Below are 14,460 nucleotides of genomic sequence, written 5' to 3'. Positions count from 1 at the left end.
GGTCAACCCGGGGCGCGCAACAGCACGCCCCGGCCGAGGGTCATCAGTTCAGCCAGTCACTGCGCCGACGGCGGGTCGGCAGGCGCGTGAGGATGATCCCCAGGATCGCGCTGCCCACCGCCACCGCAGCCCCGGTCATGAACCAGCGGCGGTCGCTGTCGGCGCGCATGACCTCGACCTGACGCCGGTAGTCCTCGGCGGCTTCGCGGGTCTCCAGGAGTTCCTCTTCCAGGCGCTCGTTGCGCCGCTGGATTTCCTGCGGCCGTTCGGCAATGTCGCGCAGCTCCTCGAGCTCTTCCTGCATGCCGGCCATGCGTTCGGACTGTTCTTCGACCTCGCGCTGCAGTTCATTGCGCTCGTCCAGCAGTTCGGCGATGCGGCCTTCTTGGTCGTCGGCGCCGGAACGGATCTCGGCCAGCTCCTCTTCCACCTCGGCGAGGCGTTCGCGCGCATGCGGCTCGTCCTGCAGGTAGCGGGTCAGGATCCATGCCTCGTTGCCACTGGGCAGACGGATACGGCTGTAGCCGCCGTCGTCCTCCAGCACCTGTACCTGGTCACCGGCATCCACCGAACTGACGATCCGTCCGCCCTGGGGACTGCTGTAAACGGCCGTCTCCAGACTGTCCGAGACGTATCGCGTCTGCGCCGCAGCCGGCGCAGTGCCTGCGACCATCAGGGCCCCCGCCAGCGACAGCACCACCAGCCCGTTTCGGATCTGCAACCTGCGCACCATGCCTTGCCTCGTCATTGGCCGCGCCCGAGCGGAGCGCGGCGATGTTTCGGAAGAGGGGTCATTCTAGGCAGGCGCTGGCGAATGTGCACGCATCCCTCCGGCTTCCGGTGACACGGTTCACGCCCCGTTGCGGCGCGCGGCCAGCCAGCGCCGGATGGCGGCCGGCACGAAGATGATCAGTTCGAAGGTCGCCGGCAGCAGACGCCGCAGTTGACAGGCCCCTACCGCCGCCAGGTACAGGATGCCCGCGAGCACGCCGAGCCCGGCACTCAGCACCCCCCCGGCGAGGATGCGGGTCGCCTGCAGAAAGCCCACCACCCACACCGGCACCAGCGCCAGCAGCAGCGGGATCAGCAGCCCCAGCGCCGCGCCGACCAGCTGTTCGGCATGACGGATGCCAGCTGGCAGGGCGCGTTCCTCGCCTTCCAGCAGCAGAGTGACCAGTTCATGCTGGTAGATGAGCCAGTCAAGATGGAACCCGGTGAACGCCGATACCGCCGCCACCAGCACCAGAACCGCGATGGACAGTCCGGCCAGCACCCGCGGGGCCCAGCCGCCGCCCTCCATCAACGCATGCGGCAGGACCCGGGTCACCCCGCGGCTCTCGGCCAGGACCCACCCGGCCAGGGCAGCGGTTCCCAGCAGCAGGTACAGCATCCATTCCGATCCGGGTGCCATCGCGCCCGGTGCGTTGGCGGTCTCCGGGAACATGCCGGCCAGCGCGGGGCCGAAGACATGCTGATGGACCACCACGGCCAGCGCGGCCAGGGCCAGGCCGGCCGCGCCCATCAGCCACTGGGTCGCCGCCTGCGCATGCGCCGGGAGGGCGCGCCGGACCGGACGGTCGACCTCCTCGCAACGGCCCAGCGCCCGGTCCAGGCGCTCGCCCTGGCGCTCCAGCCGGGCCAGGCGTTCCTGTACCCGCTCCAGATTGCCGACCATCTCGCGCAAAGGGCTGTCCGCGCGTCGCCGGGCCGACAGCAGCGCGCTGGCCGAACGCCGCTGCTCCTCCAGCCCGGAGCGGGCGATGCGCAGTACGGTGTCCTCCATGTCCTGCGCCAGGCGCCGGCTTTCCGGCGTATCACTGGCAGGACCGCGCGCCAGGGCCTCCAGCCGTTCGACCCATTCGGGCTCCTGGATCAGCCGCTGCTCGTCGCGCTGATAGGCCTCGTCCAGCACGCGCAGCGTGTCGCGCGCCTGCTGCCGCAATGCCGGCAACTGGGCGAGGTCATGCCCGACCATCTCCCCGTAACGCCGCTCCAGCGCCTCTACCGCGGAATGGATGCGTTCGGCCTCCAGGCGCTCCAGATGCCCCCCATGCCAGTCGCGCACCGCATCCCGCAGATGCAGGACCTGGCGTCGCAGGGCGCATACCCCCCGTGCGACCGCACCCGCCAGCGCCACGAGAAAACGCCGCAGCGGTTGTCGCGCAAGATCCAGCACACCAATGGCGATCACGATCGCCAGGATCCACAGCAGGACGGTAACCGCCACTCTTCCCCCTTTCGGTCCGCACCCGAAGCGACCGGAAGGCCGGCGTCCCCGGGAACGGTTTCGCGGTCTGTATGATGAACCCGATTATGCACGACCCGTACCCGGCTCGCCGCCCGCACCACCGACGCAGGGCGATCGTTCCGGCCTCAAGTTCCGCGGGGCCACGCCGATACCCCGATTAAATCTTCGGAGGATCCGCGATGCTTGATCTCGATCTCCTGTCCGGCCCGTCGGTGACCACCCGCGAGGAACCGGAATGGCTGGACACCGGCTTCACCGCGGGCTGGATTCCGGCCTTTCGTCACCGGGGCAACGGCCAGGTCCATGCCAGCCATCTGGAGGACGGGCGCCTGGCCAGCGCCCACATCCTGGACACCCTGCCCGCCGAGTGGGTGGCCGAACGCGACGCCCGGGGGCGCCCCGGCGCTCTGGTCCCGGAAGTCCAGGCCGGCTATCTGCGCGGGGACCGTTTCTTTACCCTCGCGGAGTTGCTGCGCTACCCGGCCGACGCCTGAACCGGCTTTTTCCCGCTGCCGTACAGCGCGGCGGGAATTGCTTTTGCCCGCCGGTTTCGGTCCAATACCGGGCTTTTCCCCCGAGCATCTTTCAATGCAGAAGAATCAGTACGATCGCGATGAACTCCTGGCCTGCGGCTACGGCAACATGTTCGGCCCGGGCAATGCTCAGTTGCCGGTGCCCAACATGCTGATGATGGACCGGGTCACGGAGATCAACAGCGACGGCGGGCAGTTCGGCAAGGGCGAGATGGTGGCCGAGCTGGATATCCACCCCGATCAGTGGTTCTTCGCCTGCCACTTTCCGGGCGATCCGGTGATGCCCGGCTGCCTCGGGCTGGACGCGATGTGGCAGCTGGTGGGGTTCTATCTGGCCTGGCTGGGCAACCCGGGGCGCGGGCGCGCGCTGGGCGTGGGCGAGGTGAAGTTCACCGGCCAGGTGCTCCCCACCGCGGAGCGGGTCACCTACCATGTGGAGATGAAGCGGGTGATCTCGCGCAAGCTGGTGCTGGGGATCGGCGACGGCACTGTGCAGGTGGACGGCCGCACGATCTACGAGGCCAGTGACCTGCGCGTCGGCCTGTTCACCTCCACCGAGAATTTCTGAGCGGCGTCACCCGGCAGCCGCGCCCGAGCCCCGGCCCGAGGCCGGGGGCAGCCCCAGAACGTCCCGATGCCCGACGCGCAGGCGGCAGCCGTCGCCGATCACTGCAGCCCGGCGCCGCGCGGCCCAGGCCCGAAAGTCCCCGGCCCGTGTCGGCTCCATGGCAGCCGCCGCTTCGGCCCAGCCGTCGATCAGGGCCCGCACCAGCGCCGGCCTGGCCGCATCCAGCTCCCACGGTGAGGCGGCCGCCTCCACGCGATAACCATGACGCTCCAGCGCCCGCTCCAGGTGCATCGCCGCTCCCGGCCCCAGCGCCGGCCCGAAACCCTTGTCGGTGCCCTGGTGGCGATTGACCGCCGCCAGCAGGGCCGCGTCCTCCGGGTCCGGCTGCGACCACTCGATCCGACCGTCGTAACTCAGCGCGAACAGTACCGCGGCCCCGCGCGCAGCACAGGCGGCGACCAGTGCATCCAGCCACCGGGCCGAGACCAGATCCAGCAGCGCCGCGCCGGTCACCAGCAACGGGCCGAGCGCCGCGCCCGGCAAGGCCGGAGGCGCGGCAGCGAAGTCCTCCACCCGCAGGTGTTCCACGCGTTCGCCGCAGGCGTCGCGGCGGGCCGCGTCCAGCAGGGAGGCATCATGATCCACCAGGGTCCAGAGCTGCGGGTCCGGCAGCCGCGGAGCGAGCCAGCGCAGATTCGAACCGGTGCCGGCGCCCGGATCCAGCACCCGCAGCGGTGCCCCGTTCGCTCCCCGAACCCGCACCACCCACTCCGCGAGCGCGTCGGCCAGGGACGCCGGGCGCGCCGCATGATCCACGGGCTCGCGCAGCCCCAGCCACTCGCGATCGAAGTGCTCGCTCATGGCGTCAGCTCGCGCAGCGCCCGATCCATCGCGATGACCGCCTGTGGCCAGTCGGGCATCTGCCGCGCGGCCCGCCGGCCGGCGGTCCCGGCGGCAAGCCAGGCCTCCGGGCGATCCAGATAATCCGTCAGCGCGGCGCGCAACGCCGGGACGTCGCCCGGCGGCAGGCGGGCACCCGCGGCGGCCGGCACGGTGTACGGGATCGCACCACCGGTGGTGGCGATCACCGGCAGGCCGCGCGCCATGGCCTCGGTATACACCATGCCGAACCCCTCGTATTCGCTGGGCAGGACGAACAGCGACGCGCCATCGAACCAGGCATCGAGATCGGCCTCGTCGCAGGTTCCGGTGACGGTGACCCGGTCGCGCAGATCGCTGTCCTCGATCCGTTCACGCAGGCGACGCACGAATCCCGGGTCGCGATCCGCCGGCCCGGCCAGGACCAGATGCCAGGCGCGATCCGTCAGTCCGGCCAGCGCGGCGATCAGGTGGTGCTGCCCCTTGCGCGGGATCAGGGCCCCCACCGCCAGCAGGCGGGGCGGCTCGCCGGGACCGGGCCCCGATGCCGCCGCCTGACGTTCCACACCGGGCGGGACCACCCGCAGACGCGGACGCTCGATACCCCAGTCAGCCAGCACGTCGGCGGTGTACGCGCTGGTGGTGACGATCCCGCGGCTGCTTCGCAACCCGGCCCGCTCCAGCGCGAGGAGCTCGCGGCTGCGCGCGGGTTCCAGGCCGGTCTCCAGCCCGAGCGGGTGATGCACCAGCGCGAGCAGACGCAGCCGCTGCGCGTGGCGCTCGAGCACCTCGGGGAAGGCGCCGCCCGCGAGCCCGTCGACCAGTACCCGCTGGCCGTCGGGGGCCGCCGCCAGGGCCGCATCCAGCGCCGCCGCAGCGTCCGCGGAAGGCCCGGGGAAGTCGCCCTGAAGTTCGTCGACCGCCGTCTTCCAGCCGCGCTCGCGCAGGCCCGCCAGCATGCGCGCATCGAACCGGTAGCCACCGGTGGGCTGATCCAGCGCCCCGGGAACCAGCAGGCGCAGATCGGCGGCCTCGCTCAAGGAGCCGCCTCGTAGGCGGCCCAGGCCACGTGGGATTCGTGCAGGGTCACGCAGACCGCGTCCAGGCCCCGTGCGGAAGCGCCCAGACGCTCCTCGTGGATGGCGGTGGCGATGCGCCCGTGAATCGCCCGGGCGAGGAATTCGGTCGTGGTGTTCTGCCCCTCGAACTCGGGTCGGTCGTCCAGATTCTGGTAGTTCAGTTCGGCAAGGATGCTGCGCAGCACCTCGCCGGCCCGGCCGATGTCGACCACCAGACCGTCGTCATCCAGCTCGGCCCGGCGGAAAGTCACGTCCACCACGTAGGTGGCACCGTGCAGGTTCTGCGCGGGACCGAAAACCTCGCCGGCGAAGCTGTGGGCAATCATGAAGTGATCGCGAACGTTCAGGCTGTACATACAGAAGTCGCTCCTTAGACCCACACGGGGTCGGGATCGGGATAACGGATACGGTGGCACAGTGTCGTGGCGGCCTCGGGCCCGGCTACCCGCGGCATCACCCGCGGCAGATCCTCGAATCGATCCTCGCCGCTGATCAGGACCTCCAGCGCCGGATCGGCGAGCAGCTCCAGCGCCAGCGCCAGACGCCGGTGATAATCCCAGCGCGCGGCGCGTGCCGGCGGGATACGGCCCACCTGGCTGCTGCGCAGCTCCAGACGCCGCGAATGAAACCCGGCTCCCAGCGGCAGGCTGACCGGCGCATCGCCATACCAGCTGGCCTCCACCACCCGGGCCTCGGTGCCCGCCAGCTCCAGCGCCTGCACCAGCCCGTCGCCCTGACCGCTGCAATGGATCACCGCATCGCGCGACGCGGGAGGCAGCGCCTCGCGGGCATCCGCCGGCGTATGCAGCGTCAGCCCCAGCGCCCGCGCCGGTTCCGCCCGCGCGGGCTCGGGGTCGATCAGATCCACCCGGGCGCCCGGGATCCCACGGATCAGCCAGGCGCACAGGAACCCGACCACGCCCGCTCCGATCACCGCCACCCGGTCGCCGGGACCCGCGCCGGCGTCCCACACGATGTTCACGGCCGTTTCCATGTTCGCCGCCAGTACCGCGCGCGCGTCCGGGACGGCGTCCGGGATCGGCACCAGCATGGACTCCGGCGCGTTGTAACGGTCCTGGTGCGGGTGCAAACAGAACACCCGTTCGCCGGCACGCTCGCCGGACTCCACCACGCCAGCGCTGATGTAGCCGTATTTCACCGGCGCCGGGAAATCCCCTTCCTGCAGCGGTGCCCGCATCGCGGTGTACTGATCCGGCGGCACCCGCCCGCGGAACACCAGCGACTCGGTGCCGCGCGAGATCGCGCCATAGCGGGCCCGCACCCGGCACTCCCCGGAGGCCGGCGGCGGCAATTGCGCATCGCGGATCTCGCCCTCGCCGGGCGCGGTGATCCAGAAGGCTCGTGCGCGGTTCATGCGGGCTTTCGCGACCAGAGGGACACTGCGCCATGCTCCCGGTGAATGAAGCCCGCAGTGTAGCCGAGGAAAGCCCGTCCATGCCCGCCCCCACCGCCCTGCACAGGCCGCTCCGGTCCACCGATCTGGTTCTCGGCGGACTGCTGGCGCTGGGCGTTGCGACGCTGGTTACGACCCTGACCCCGGTCGGCCCCGCTCTGCTGCCCGCGACCGCCCTGCTGTGGGCGCTGCTGTGGGGGCTGCTGGTGACCGGTGCCGGGCACGCCGGCGGCCTGCCCGCGGTCCCCGGGCCCGCCAACCGCGTAACCCTGATACGCGCGGCCCTCGCGGCCCCGGTGGGCGGGCTCGCGCTCCTCGCACCGATGCCCGCGTTCCCCCTGCCCGATGCCGGACTGGCCTGGGTCGTCGTCCTCGCCCTGCTGGTGCTGTTGCTGGATGGGCTCGACGGCGCCGTGGCTCGGCGCAGCGGCACCGCGTCGGCGTTCGGCGCGCGTTTCGACATGGAACTGGACGCGGCACTCATCCTCGCGCTGTCCGTGCTCGCGTGGCAGCCCGGACCTGCGGGCGTCTGGGTGCTGGCGATCGGGGCCATGCGCTATCTGTTCGTGCTGGCCGGGCGCGGACTGCCCTGGCTGCGCGCGGATCTGCCGCCCAGCCGGCGCCGCCAGGCGGTGTGCGTGCTGCAGACCCCGGCCCTGCTGATCGCGCTCACCCCTGCCGTTCCAGCGGCGGCGGCCGTCGCCGCAGCGGTCCTGGCGCTGGCCATGCTCACGGTTTCATTCGCCACCGATATCGTCTATCTGTATCGGAACAGACCCGGTTCACATCCCCAGACCCCGGAGGAAACCCCATGAGCCACCGATTCCGCACCCTGGCCGCGACGGCCCTGCTGAGCCTGGCATCGGTGCTGCCCGGAACCAGCCTGGCGATGGACGAGTGGGAGATCGACACCGAACATTTCGCGGTGGGCTTCCTCGTCGATCACGCCGAATTCGCCCGGGTCCTGGGCATGTTCCTCGAGGCCGAGGGGTCCTTCATGTTCGATCCCGACACGGGCGAGCTGGGAGAGGGGCACTTCGTGGTGCAGACCGACAGCGTGTTCACCAACCACGAGGAACGCGACGACCATCTGCGCAGCGATGACTTCCTCGACGTGGAAAACCATCCGGAGATGCGCTTCACCGCCACCGACTACGAACCCACCGGAGAGGACAGCGGGCAGCTGACCGGTGATCTGGAACTGCTGGGCGAAACCCGGCCGATCACCCTGGACGTCACGATCAACAAGGTCGGACGCTACCCGTTTCCGCTGGGCGGCATCTTCTCCCGCCCCTACGTGCTGGGCGCCTCGATGCGGGGCGAATTCCAGCGCAGCGACTTCGGCATGGATTACGGACTGATCCGCAACATCGTGGGCGACACGGTGGAACTGATCATCGAATTCGAGGCACAGCGGCAATAACCGCCCGGGCCCTCACAAAAAAGGCCGGAGACCATCGATCTCCGGCCCTGCCTCAGGCCGTGGTATTGACCAGCGTCCCGACATTGTCGGGCAGCGCTGCGGCCGCACCGGCCGCTGCTTCCACCCCGGCACTGCCCGAAACGTCGGGCATGCCGTCGATCAGCTGAGCCACCGCGGCTTCTTCGGCCTCCATGGCACGATTCATTACCGCGACATCCTTCTGCTGCATCAGGCTCGCCTGCTGCATCTGCACGGCCTGGGATACCGCTGCGTTGACATCCATGGGTACCTCCCTGGCGTTGACAGGCGTTTGCGAATGGACAGGACGCCTGCAGGGGCGTTAGCGGCGGCTACCGATCAGACTTGAGGGTCCTCCGGAGCCTTTTTTCCGGATCCGGCGGGACGCGCGGTGAAGCGCCGCATCACGCCCCGGGCCACCCGGTCCTGCGGATCGATCGCAAAACCGGCGGCGGTCACTGCGGCTTCGGTATCCCGGTTGGGATGACAGCCACCGGCCACACAGGTCCAGGCCGGCTGCACATGGTCCTGCATCCGCGCCAGCAACGGACGCGTGTGGCGCACATGCTCCAGCATCCGCAGTTCACCCTCCGCGCTCAGGATCCGCCGCACCTCGTTCAGGGCGGCGGGCGGATCCTGCACCGAACAGAACACCAGCCCGGATACCACCGCATCGAACTGCCCCTCGACGAACGGCAGGGCCTCGGCGCGGGCCACCACCAGCGGCACCCCGGGAGCGCGGCGTCGCGCACTCCGCAGCGCGAGGAAATCCGGCTCCACGCCAATAACTTCCGCCGTCTGCGGATACAGCGGCAGATTGCGCCCGGTTCCGCAACCGACCTCCAGGATCCGTCCCCGGGCCCCGGATACCAGGCGCAGCCGCCAGCGACGCAGGCCCAGCGCATCGGCCAGCACCATGAAGCCATCGTAGAGCCAGGGGATCTGTTCCAGTCCGCGCATGTCCTCGTTCCGTATTGATTCACCGTCGGAGAAACCGTGAACTGTATCGCATGTCGCACCCGCAACCGGAACCTCTCTCCGGTTATCCCGTCACAGCTGACGAGTGGTGACGAAAAACCCTCCACGGGTGTTTCCGTAACCCCGGTCACGATGTGGCCACTGCATGGTGTTGACCCGGTCCCCGACCGGTACACCGAGACAACCGACTCCCTCCGTCACACGGTTGTTTCAGTACCTTGAGCCCGGCTTCCGGCCGGGCTTCTTTTTTATGCCCTTCCCCTCCGTCGCCCTTGTCGCCCTTCCAGTTGACACGGATCAACAAAGAAAGGGATCTTCGGCGGCTGATTCCGGACCAGAACGAAAAAGGCCCGGATCCAGTGCGTCTGGATCCGGGCCCTTGGAATATGGCGTCCCCACGGGGATTCGAACCCCGGTCGCTGCCGTGAAAGGGCAGTGTCCTAGGCCTCTAGACGATGGGGACGCAGAGGCAACGTCATGCTGCAAACTAGTCAGGAGGTCCTTGCGGCCTTTCACTTCCGCGGCTGCCTTTCGGACGATGCAGGATGGTTGTCACCACACCGTTGAAAACCAGCAGGAACCCCAGCGGGACCATTGCGACCAGTGGCTTGGACCATGTCTGCTCACCGGCAAACATCAACCCGAAACCGCCGAACAATCCCACAATCGACAAAACCAGCCCAACGTAGATGGAGATCATTCCAAAACGATGCATCGCTGATCCTGCCATTCGCCGTAATGGTGGAGCCAGGCGGGATCGAACCGCCGACCTCCTGCATGCCATGCAGGCGCTCTCCCAGCTGAGCTATGGCCCCGTAACCGGCGAGGTGCGTAATGTAGCCACACCCCTTATTCGTGTCAACCCGCTTGTGCGGAAATCTTTGCGATGGCCCGCTCGATCCGTTCCAGCGAGCGCTCGCGTCCGATCAGCACCAGCGTGTCGTCGATCGGTGGCGATACAGTACCGCCCGTCAGCGCCACACGCAATGGCTGGGCGACCTTGCCGAGCTTGAGTTCCAGCCGCTCGGCGGTGTGCTGCACCACCTCGTGCAGCGCCTCCTTGTCCCAGGCGCCCAGGGCACTGAAGCCGTCATGCAGAGTCTGCAACACCTCGCGGGCCTCCGGCGTCAGCTGCTTGCGCTCGGCCTTCGGATCGTATTCGTCGAAGTCGCGATAGAAATACACGCTGTTCTCGGCCATCTCGCGCAGCGTCCGCGCCCGTTCCCGCTGCGCCAGCACCACCTGCCGCAGTTCCGGCCCCTCGGCGGGATCCACGCCCAGCTGCCCGAGATGCCAGCCCAGCTCCAGCGCCACATGGTCGGGGTCCAGGGTCTTGATGTAGTGCTGATTCAGCCACAGCAGCTTGTCGGGGTTTATGGCCGAGGCGGACTGATTGACGTCCTCGATATCGAACAGGCGCACCAGCTCGTCCAGCGAGAAGATCTCCTGGTCCCCGTAGGCCCAGCCCAGCCGCACCAGATAGTTCAGCAGCGCCTCGGGCAGGTAGCCCTCCTCGCGGAACTGCATCACCGACACCGCCCCGTGGCGCTTGGACAGCTTCGCGCCGTCCGGCCCCATGATCATCGGCAGGTGCCCGTAACGCGGCGGTTCCACACCCAGGGCCCTGAGGATGTTGATCTGGCGCGGGGTATTGTTCAAGTGGTCGTCGCCACGCACCACATGGCTGATGCCCATGTCCATGTCGTCCACCACCACCGTGAGGTTGTAGGTCGGCGAACCGTCGGAGCGGGCGATGATCAGGTCGTCCAGCTCGCTGTTCTGGAACGCCACCTTGCCGCGCACCATGTCATCAACGATGGTGGCGCCCTCGTCCGGGGTGCGGAAACGGATCACCGGATCCACGCCTTCGCGCGGTTCGGTTCGGGCGCGACAGCGGCCGTCGTAACGCGGTTTTTCCTTGCGCGCCTTCTGCTCCTCGCGCATCACGTCCAGCTCTTCCTTCGTGCAATAGCAGCGATAGGCGTGGCCGGAGGCCAGCAGCTGGTCGATCACCTCGCGGTACCGATCGAAACGCTCCGTCTGGTAGAACGGCCCCTGGTCATAGGTCAGGCCCAGCCAGTTCATGCCCTCGAGGATCGCATTCACCGACTCGGCGGTACTGCGTTCGAGATCGGTGTCCTCGATACGCAGTACGAACTCGCCACCATGGTGGCGGGCGTAAAGCCAGGAGAACAGCGCGGTGCGGGCGCCACCGATGTGCAGGTAGCCGGTCGGACTGGGGGCAAAACGGGTACGAAAGGCCATGCGCGAACACTCGCTTCCGGTAGTCAACAGGGCCACACAGGGTAGCAGACGACTGCGCCCTTGACCCCGCCTCGGACCGTCTACACTTCCTTCAGGGACCCCGAGACCCGGTCCCTGCGCCCTTCACCCGGAAAAGGAGGTTCTCCGATGATCAGAAACCGGATCTTCATGGCCTCGTCCGTGGCCCTTGCCGCCGCGCTTGTCCTGCCCGTATCGGCGCTCGCCGATCGCCCGGCACCCGCCGAGGGGACCGTGGTCTACTTCATCAGCCCGCAGGATGGTGACACCGTCGAGGGCCCGGTACATGTACGCATGGGACTGCGCGGCATGGGGATAGCCCCGGCCGGCGTCGACGCCGACAACACCGGGCACCACCACCTGCTCGTAAACAAGCCTCTGGACGAAGTGGACCTGGATGCCTCCCTGCCCTTCACGGACCACAAACACCACTTCGGAGGTGGTCAGACCGAAGGTGAGGTAGAACTGGAGCCCGGCACCCATACCCTGCAGCTGCTTTTCATGGACTATCGCCACATCAGCTTCGATCCGCCGGTGGTTTCCGAAAAAATCACCATCACGGTGGAATAGCGGCACCCATCAAAAAGGCCCCCTCCAGGACATGGAGGGGGCCTCGAAAGCCTCGACGAAGGGGGCATCAGCGTTCAGCCGCTGAGCCCCCGATGGATCACGGCAGGGCCGGGATGGTGACGTCCGGCATCTCGCCGGTCAGGGCGTGCATGAACGCCTCGATGTCTTCCAGCTCGTCATCCGTGAAGTCGGTGCCCAGCATCTCCTGACCCATGATTTCAATGGCTTCCTTCAGGGTCTCGGTCTCGCCATTGTTCATGTAGGGGTAGGTCAGGGCCACGTTGCGCAGCGTCGGGGTCTTGAACGCAAACCGGTCACTCTCGTCCCCGGTCACCAGGTAGCGGCCTTCGTCCTCGGAACCGGGCACCTGGATCCGGTGGAAATTCGAGTCCGTCAGCGCCGGGCCACGGTGGCAGGCCACGCAGCCGTTATCCGCGAACAGGGCCATGCCGCGCTTCTGCTGCTCGGTCATCGCGTCCTCGTCACCCACCAGCCAGCGGTCCAGATCGGAGTTCGGCGTGTTCAGGGTACGCTGGAACGAGGCCAGGGCCTTGGCCACGTGATCGGTGTTCACGACGTTGTCGCCGTCATAATCCGGGTACGCCGCATCGAACATCTCGATGTACTCGGGGAAGTCCTCCAGGCGCGCGATCGCCTCTTCCAGCGGCATGGCCATCTCCACCGCATCCTGGATCGGACCCAGGGCCTGGCCTTCCAGGTCATCCTCGCGGCCATCCCAGAACTGGGCCTCGAAGAACCCGGAGTTCAGCACCGTCGGGCTGTTGCGCTCGCCCACCTGGCCGGCATGCCCAACGGCACGCGGGATGCGGTCGGCCCAGCCCAGCGCGGGGTTGTGGCAGGTGGCGCAGGAGATCACGCCCGAGCTGGAGATGCGCGGCTCGAAGAACAGGAACTTGCCCAGCTCCACCTTCTCGTCGGTCAGGGAATTGTCGGCCGGGATCGGCGGCAGGGCCGGCAGCGGCTCGAACATGTCGCGGTACTGGTCGTAATCGCCGGCGAACGTCGGGGCGGAGAGGCCCAGTGCCACGGCCGTACAGGCCGAGACGAGCAGGCCCCGGAAAATGCGCTTCTTCTGCATGGTTCGCTCCTTTTTATTGGTCTGGATGCGGCCCGGCTGCAAACCGTCACCACATGGACTCAGTCTAAAAGACCTGCCGCCTCTTAAGGGCCTCTTTTTGAACCAATGCTGGACAATATTGATACAGATCAATCCTGCATCCAGCGTTCAGTCCCCGTCCATGCCGCGGTAACGGCGCACGTGCGCCGGGTCGTACAGCGCACTGTCGCGGAAATCGCCCGGGTCCAGCGCCGGGCCCACCAGGATCAGCGCCGAGCGCCGCGTGGTCAGGGCCTGCGCCCGTTCCGCGATATTCCCCAGCGAACCGCGCACCACGGTCTCGTCCGGCCAGCTGGCGCGAAACACGATCGCCACCGGGCAGTCGCAGCCATAGTGCGGCCGCAGGTCCTCGACCACGGTCTCGATAGTGTGCAGCGACAGGTGGATCGTGAGGGTCGCCCCGGTGGCGGCAAAGCTCGCCAGCCGTTCGCGCTCCGGCATGGAGGACGCCCGTCCCGGCGTGCGCGTCAGCACCACCGACTGCGCCACCTCCGGCACCGTCAGTTCCCGCCCCAGGGTCGCGGCGGCGGCGGAGAACGCCGGCACGCCGGGCGTGATGCTGTAATCGATCCCGGCCGCCTCCAGCCGGCGGATCTGCTCGCCCAGCGCGCTGTAGACCGACAGGTCGCCGGAGTGCAGGCGCGCCACGTCCTGGCCCGCCGCGTGGGCCCGTTCGATCTCCTCAATGATCGCGTCCAGCGTCAGCGGCGCGGTGTTCACCACGCGCGCCCCCTCCGGGGCATGCTCCAGCACCGCCTCCGGCACCAGCGAACCGGCATACAGGCACACCGGGCAGGCCGCGATGCGATCGCGCCCGCGCAAAGTCAGAAGATCGGCCGCACCGGGCCCCGCTCCGACAAAATGAACCGTCATCATCCCTCCTCGAAAAGCTCGTCCACCCCGTTCACCGTGCGCACCGCGACCGCGCAGCTCGCCCGTGCCGAGAGCCGCCGCGGCAGCAGCAGGCGCGCCCCGTCGCCGGCCACCGCCAGCGCCGCCGCCTCCGCCACCGAACCGACCCCGGCGACGGCACGCGCGCGCGCCGACTCCGTGGACAGGGCAGCGTCGCGCGCGGCCAGCGCGGCCGCCGACGCGAACACCGGCTCCAGCTCCAGGTCGCGCGCGGCCGTCCACAGCACCGGGCTGTCGCCCTTGTGCCCCGGGGCCGCCAGCTGCCGGATCTCGACCGCCTCGCCGCCCCCCGCCCGCAACCCGGCGTGCGCCTCGGCGAGCACCTCGCGGACCAGCGCCTCCAGCTCGCCGGCCGTGCAGGCCGAGGCGAAGCCGACGCCAGGGATCACCCGGACACGCGCCCCGCTCGGCGTTTCC

Annotated in this window: 18 protein-coding genes and 2 tRNA genes; 5 read left to right on the top strand and 15 right to left on the bottom strand. The window is 68.6% G+C overall.

Features of this window, described 5'->3' with window-relative positions; genetic code table 11:
• Nucleotides 1-43 precede the first annotated feature (43 nt).
• Both F620_RS0105310 and F620_RS0105305 read right to left on the bottom strand, forming a co-directional pair.
• On the bottom strand, nt 44-733 hold the full coding sequence (locus F620_RS0105310; RefSeq protein WP_019569740.1) for a TIGR04211 family SH3 domain-containing protein: 690 nt from the start codon (nt 731-733) through the stop codon (nt 44-46).
• A gap of 117 nt (nt 734-850) precedes the next feature.
• Nucleotides 851-2,227 carry a hypothetical protein gene (locus F620_RS0105305; protein ID WP_019569739.1) on the bottom strand — a complete coding sequence of 459 codons (1,377 nt, stop codon included), beginning with the start codon at nt 2,225-2,227 and terminating at the stop codon, nt 851-853.
• A gap of 200 nt (nt 2,228-2,427) precedes the next feature.
• On the opposite strand from F620_RS0105305, the gene F620_RS0105300 reads away from it, so the two are divergent.
• Entirely contained in the window at nt 2,428-2,742 is a 315-nt protein-coding gene (locus F620_RS0105300) for a hypothetical protein (RefSeq protein WP_018946990.1), read from the top strand.
• Nucleotides 2,743-2,836: 94 nt separating this feature from the next.
• Nucleotides 2,837-3,349 carry a 3-hydroxyacyl-[acyl-carrier-protein] dehydratase FabA gene (gene fabA / locus F620_RS0105295; RefSeq protein WP_018870193.1) on the top strand — a complete coding sequence of 171 codons (513 nt, stop codon included), beginning with the start codon at nt 2,837-2,839 and terminating at the stop codon, nt 3,347-3,349.
• A gap of 6 nt (nt 3,350-3,355) precedes the next feature.
• On the opposite strand, the gene F620_RS0105290 is transcribed toward fabA, so the two are convergent.
• The 4 genes from F620_RS0105290 to F620_RS0105275 are packed head-to-tail and all read right to left on the bottom strand — an operon-like array spanning nt 3,356 to nt 6,682.
• A complete protein-coding gene (locus tag F620_RS0105290; protein ID WP_019569738.1) occupies nt 3,356-4,210 on the bottom strand; it encodes a class I SAM-dependent methyltransferase in 855 nt (284 codons plus the stop codon).
• Complete coding sequence (locus F620_RS0105285; protein ID WP_019569737.1) at nt 4,207-5,268, bottom strand: glycosyltransferase family 4 protein; 1,062 nt, start codon at nt 5,266-5,268, stop codon at nt 4,207-4,209. Before F620_RS0105285 ends, F620_RS0105290 begins: the two co-directional genes overlap by 4 nt.
• Complete coding sequence (locus F620_RS0105280; protein ID WP_018870196.1) at nt 5,265-5,663, bottom strand: 6-carboxytetrahydropterin synthase; 399 nt, start codon at nt 5,661-5,663, stop codon at nt 5,265-5,267. The genes F620_RS0105285 and F620_RS0105280 overlap by 4 nt, the downstream gene beginning before the upstream one ends.
• 14 nt (nt 5,664-5,677) lie before the next feature.
• Nucleotides 5,678-6,682 carry a zinc-binding alcohol dehydrogenase gene (locus F620_RS0105275; protein ID WP_019569736.1) on the bottom strand — a complete coding sequence of 335 codons (1,005 nt, stop codon included), beginning with the start codon at nt 6,680-6,682 and terminating at the stop codon, nt 5,678-5,680.
• Between the two features lie 80 nt (nt 6,683-6,762).
• Between F620_RS0105275 and F620_RS0105270 the strand changes: the two genes are divergently transcribed.
• Together F620_RS0105270 and F620_RS0105265 are read left to right on the top strand one after the other, a co-directional pair.
• The gene (locus F620_RS0105270; protein WP_019569735.1) at nt 6,763-7,536 is read left to right on the top strand and encodes a CDP-alcohol phosphatidyltransferase family protein; all 774 of its coding nucleotides are present in this window, start codon (nt 6,763-6,765) and stop codon (nt 7,534-7,536) included.
• Nucleotides 7,533-8,144 (top strand): YceI family protein, encoded by a 612-nt coding sequence (locus F620_RS0105265; protein ID WP_019569734.1) that lies wholly within the window; start codon nt 7,533-7,535, stop codon nt 8,142-8,144. Before F620_RS0105270 ends, F620_RS0105265 begins: the two co-directional genes overlap by 4 nt.
• A 52-nt stretch (nt 8,145-8,196) precedes the next feature.
• Here F620_RS0105265 and F620_RS0105260 read toward each other — a convergent pair whose 3' ends face one another.
• The 6 genes from F620_RS0105260 to gltX form a co-directional block, all read right to left on the bottom strand.
• Complete coding sequence (locus F620_RS0105260) at nt 8,197-8,427, bottom strand: putative motility protein (protein WP_018870200.1); 231 nt, start codon at nt 8,425-8,427, stop codon at nt 8,197-8,199.
• Nucleotides 8,428-8,501: 74 nt separating this feature from the next.
• Nucleotides 8,502-9,122 (bottom strand): class I SAM-dependent methyltransferase, encoded by a 621-nt coding sequence (locus F620_RS0105255; RefSeq protein WP_019569733.1) that lies wholly within the window; start codon nt 9,120-9,122, stop codon nt 8,502-8,504.
• Between the two features lie 405 nt (nt 9,123-9,527).
• Nucleotides 9,528-9,603 (bottom strand) — tRNA-Glu (locus F620_RS0105250).
• Between the two features lie 24 nt (nt 9,604-9,627).
• A complete protein-coding gene (locus tag F620_RS0105245; RefSeq protein ID WP_024329038.1) occupies nt 9,628-9,855 on the bottom strand; it encodes a hypothetical protein in 228 nt (75 codons plus the stop codon).
• 24 nt (nt 9,856-9,879) lie between these two features.
• Nucleotides 9,880-9,955: transfer RNA gene (locus tag F620_RS0105240), tRNA-Ala, on the bottom strand.
• Nucleotides 9,956-9,998: 43 nt separating this feature from the next.
• On the bottom strand, nt 9,999-11,405 hold the full coding sequence (gltX, locus tag F620_RS0105235; protein ID WP_019569732.1) for a glutamate--tRNA ligase: 1,407 nt from the start codon (nt 11,403-11,405) through the stop codon (nt 9,999-10,001).
• 168 nt (nt 11,406-11,573) lie between these two features.
• On the opposite strand from gltX, the gene F620_RS0105230 reads away from it, so the two are divergent.
• Complete coding sequence (locus tag F620_RS0105230; RefSeq protein WP_051081231.1) at nt 11,574-11,993, top strand: DUF4399 domain-containing protein; 420 nt, start codon at nt 11,574-11,576, stop codon at nt 11,991-11,993.
• 97 nt (nt 11,994-12,090) lie between these two features.
• Here F620_RS0105230 and F620_RS0105225 read toward each other — a convergent pair whose 3' ends face one another.
• From F620_RS0105225 to F620_RS0105215, 3 genes are all read right to left on the bottom strand, one after another.
• Nucleotides 12,091-13,092, bottom strand: a complete 1,002-nt coding sequence (locus tag F620_RS0105225; RefSeq protein ID WP_019569730.1) for a cytochrome-c peroxidase — start codon at nt 13,090-13,092, stop codon at nt 12,091-12,093.
• Between the two features lie 147 nt (nt 13,093-13,239).
• Entirely contained in the window at nt 13,240-14,004 is a 765-nt protein-coding gene (gene cobM / locus F620_RS0105220) for a precorrin-4 C(11)-methyltransferase (RefSeq protein WP_019569729.1), read from the bottom strand.
• Nucleotides 14,004-14,432 (bottom strand): cobalamin biosynthesis protein, encoded by a 429-nt coding sequence (locus tag F620_RS0105215; RefSeq protein ID WP_019569728.1) that lies wholly within the window; start codon nt 14,430-14,432, stop codon nt 14,004-14,006. Before F620_RS0105215 ends, cobM begins: the two co-directional genes overlap by 1 nt.
• Nucleotides 14,433-14,460: the final 28 nt, after the last annotated feature.

Source organism: Thioalkalivibrio sp. ALE11, from assembly GCF_000381205.1.
Classification (GTDB): domain Bacteria; phylum Pseudomonadota; class Gammaproteobacteria; order Ectothiorhodospirales; family Ectothiorhodospiraceae; genus Thioalkalivibrio.
The sequence above is the reverse complement of the archived record's forward strand: the minus strand, read 5'-3'. Positions and strand labels throughout refer to the sequence as shown.

Coding starts and splice junctions, on each gene's coding strand:
- F620_RS0105310 (WP_019569740.1), bottom strand. CDS start 733: ATGGTGCGCAGGTTGCAGATCCGAAACGGGCTGGTGGTGCTGTCGCTG.
- F620_RS0105300 (WP_018946990.1), top strand. CDS start 2,428: ATGCTTGATCTCGATCTCCTGTCCGGCCCGTCGGTGACCACCCGCGAG.
- fabA (WP_018870193.1), top strand. CDS start 2,837: ATGCAGAAGAATCAGTACGATCGCGATGAACTCCTGGCCTGCGGCTAC.
- F620_RS0105290 (WP_019569738.1), bottom strand. CDS start 4,210: ATGAGCGAGCACTTCGATCGCGAGTGGCTGGGGCTGCGCGAGCCCGTG.
- F620_RS0105280 (WP_018870196.1), bottom strand. CDS start 5,663: ATGTACAGCCTGAACGTTCGCGATCACTTCATGATTGCCCACAGCTTC.
- F620_RS0105275 (WP_019569736.1), bottom strand. CDS start 6,682: ATGAACCGCGCACGAGCCTTCTGGATCACCGCGCCCGGCGAGGGCGAG.
- F620_RS0105270 (WP_019569735.1), top strand. CDS start 6,763: ATGCCCGCCCCCACCGCCCTGCACAGGCCGCTCCGGTCCACCGATCTG.
- F620_RS0105265 (WP_019569734.1), top strand. CDS start 7,533: ATGAGCCACCGATTCCGCACCCTGGCCGCGACGGCCCTGCTGAGCCTG.
- F620_RS0105260 (WP_018870200.1), bottom strand. CDS start 8,427: ATGGATGTCAACGCAGCGGTATCCCAGGCCGTGCAGATGCAGCAGGCG.
- F620_RS0105255 (WP_019569733.1), bottom strand. CDS start 9,122: ATGCGCGGACTGGAACAGATCCCCTGGCTCTACGATGGCTTCATGGTG.
- F620_RS0105245 (WP_024329038.1), bottom strand. CDS start 9,855: ATGCATCGTTTTGGAATGATCTCCATCTACGTTGGGCTGGTTTTGTCG.
- gltX (WP_019569732.1), bottom strand. CDS start 11,405: ATGGCCTTTCGTACCCGTTTTGCCCCCAGTCCGACCGGCTACCTGCAC.
- F620_RS0105230 (WP_051081231.1), top strand. CDS start 11,574: ATGGCCTCGTCCGTGGCCCTTGCCGCCGCGCTTGTCCTGCCCGTATCG.
- F620_RS0105225 (WP_019569730.1), bottom strand. CDS start 13,092: ATGCAGAAGAAGCGCATTTTCCGGGGCCTGCTCGTCTCGGCCTGTACG.
- cobM (WP_019569729.1), bottom strand. CDS start 14,004: ATGACGGTTCATTTTGTCGGAGCGGGGCCCGGTGCGGCCGATCTTCTG.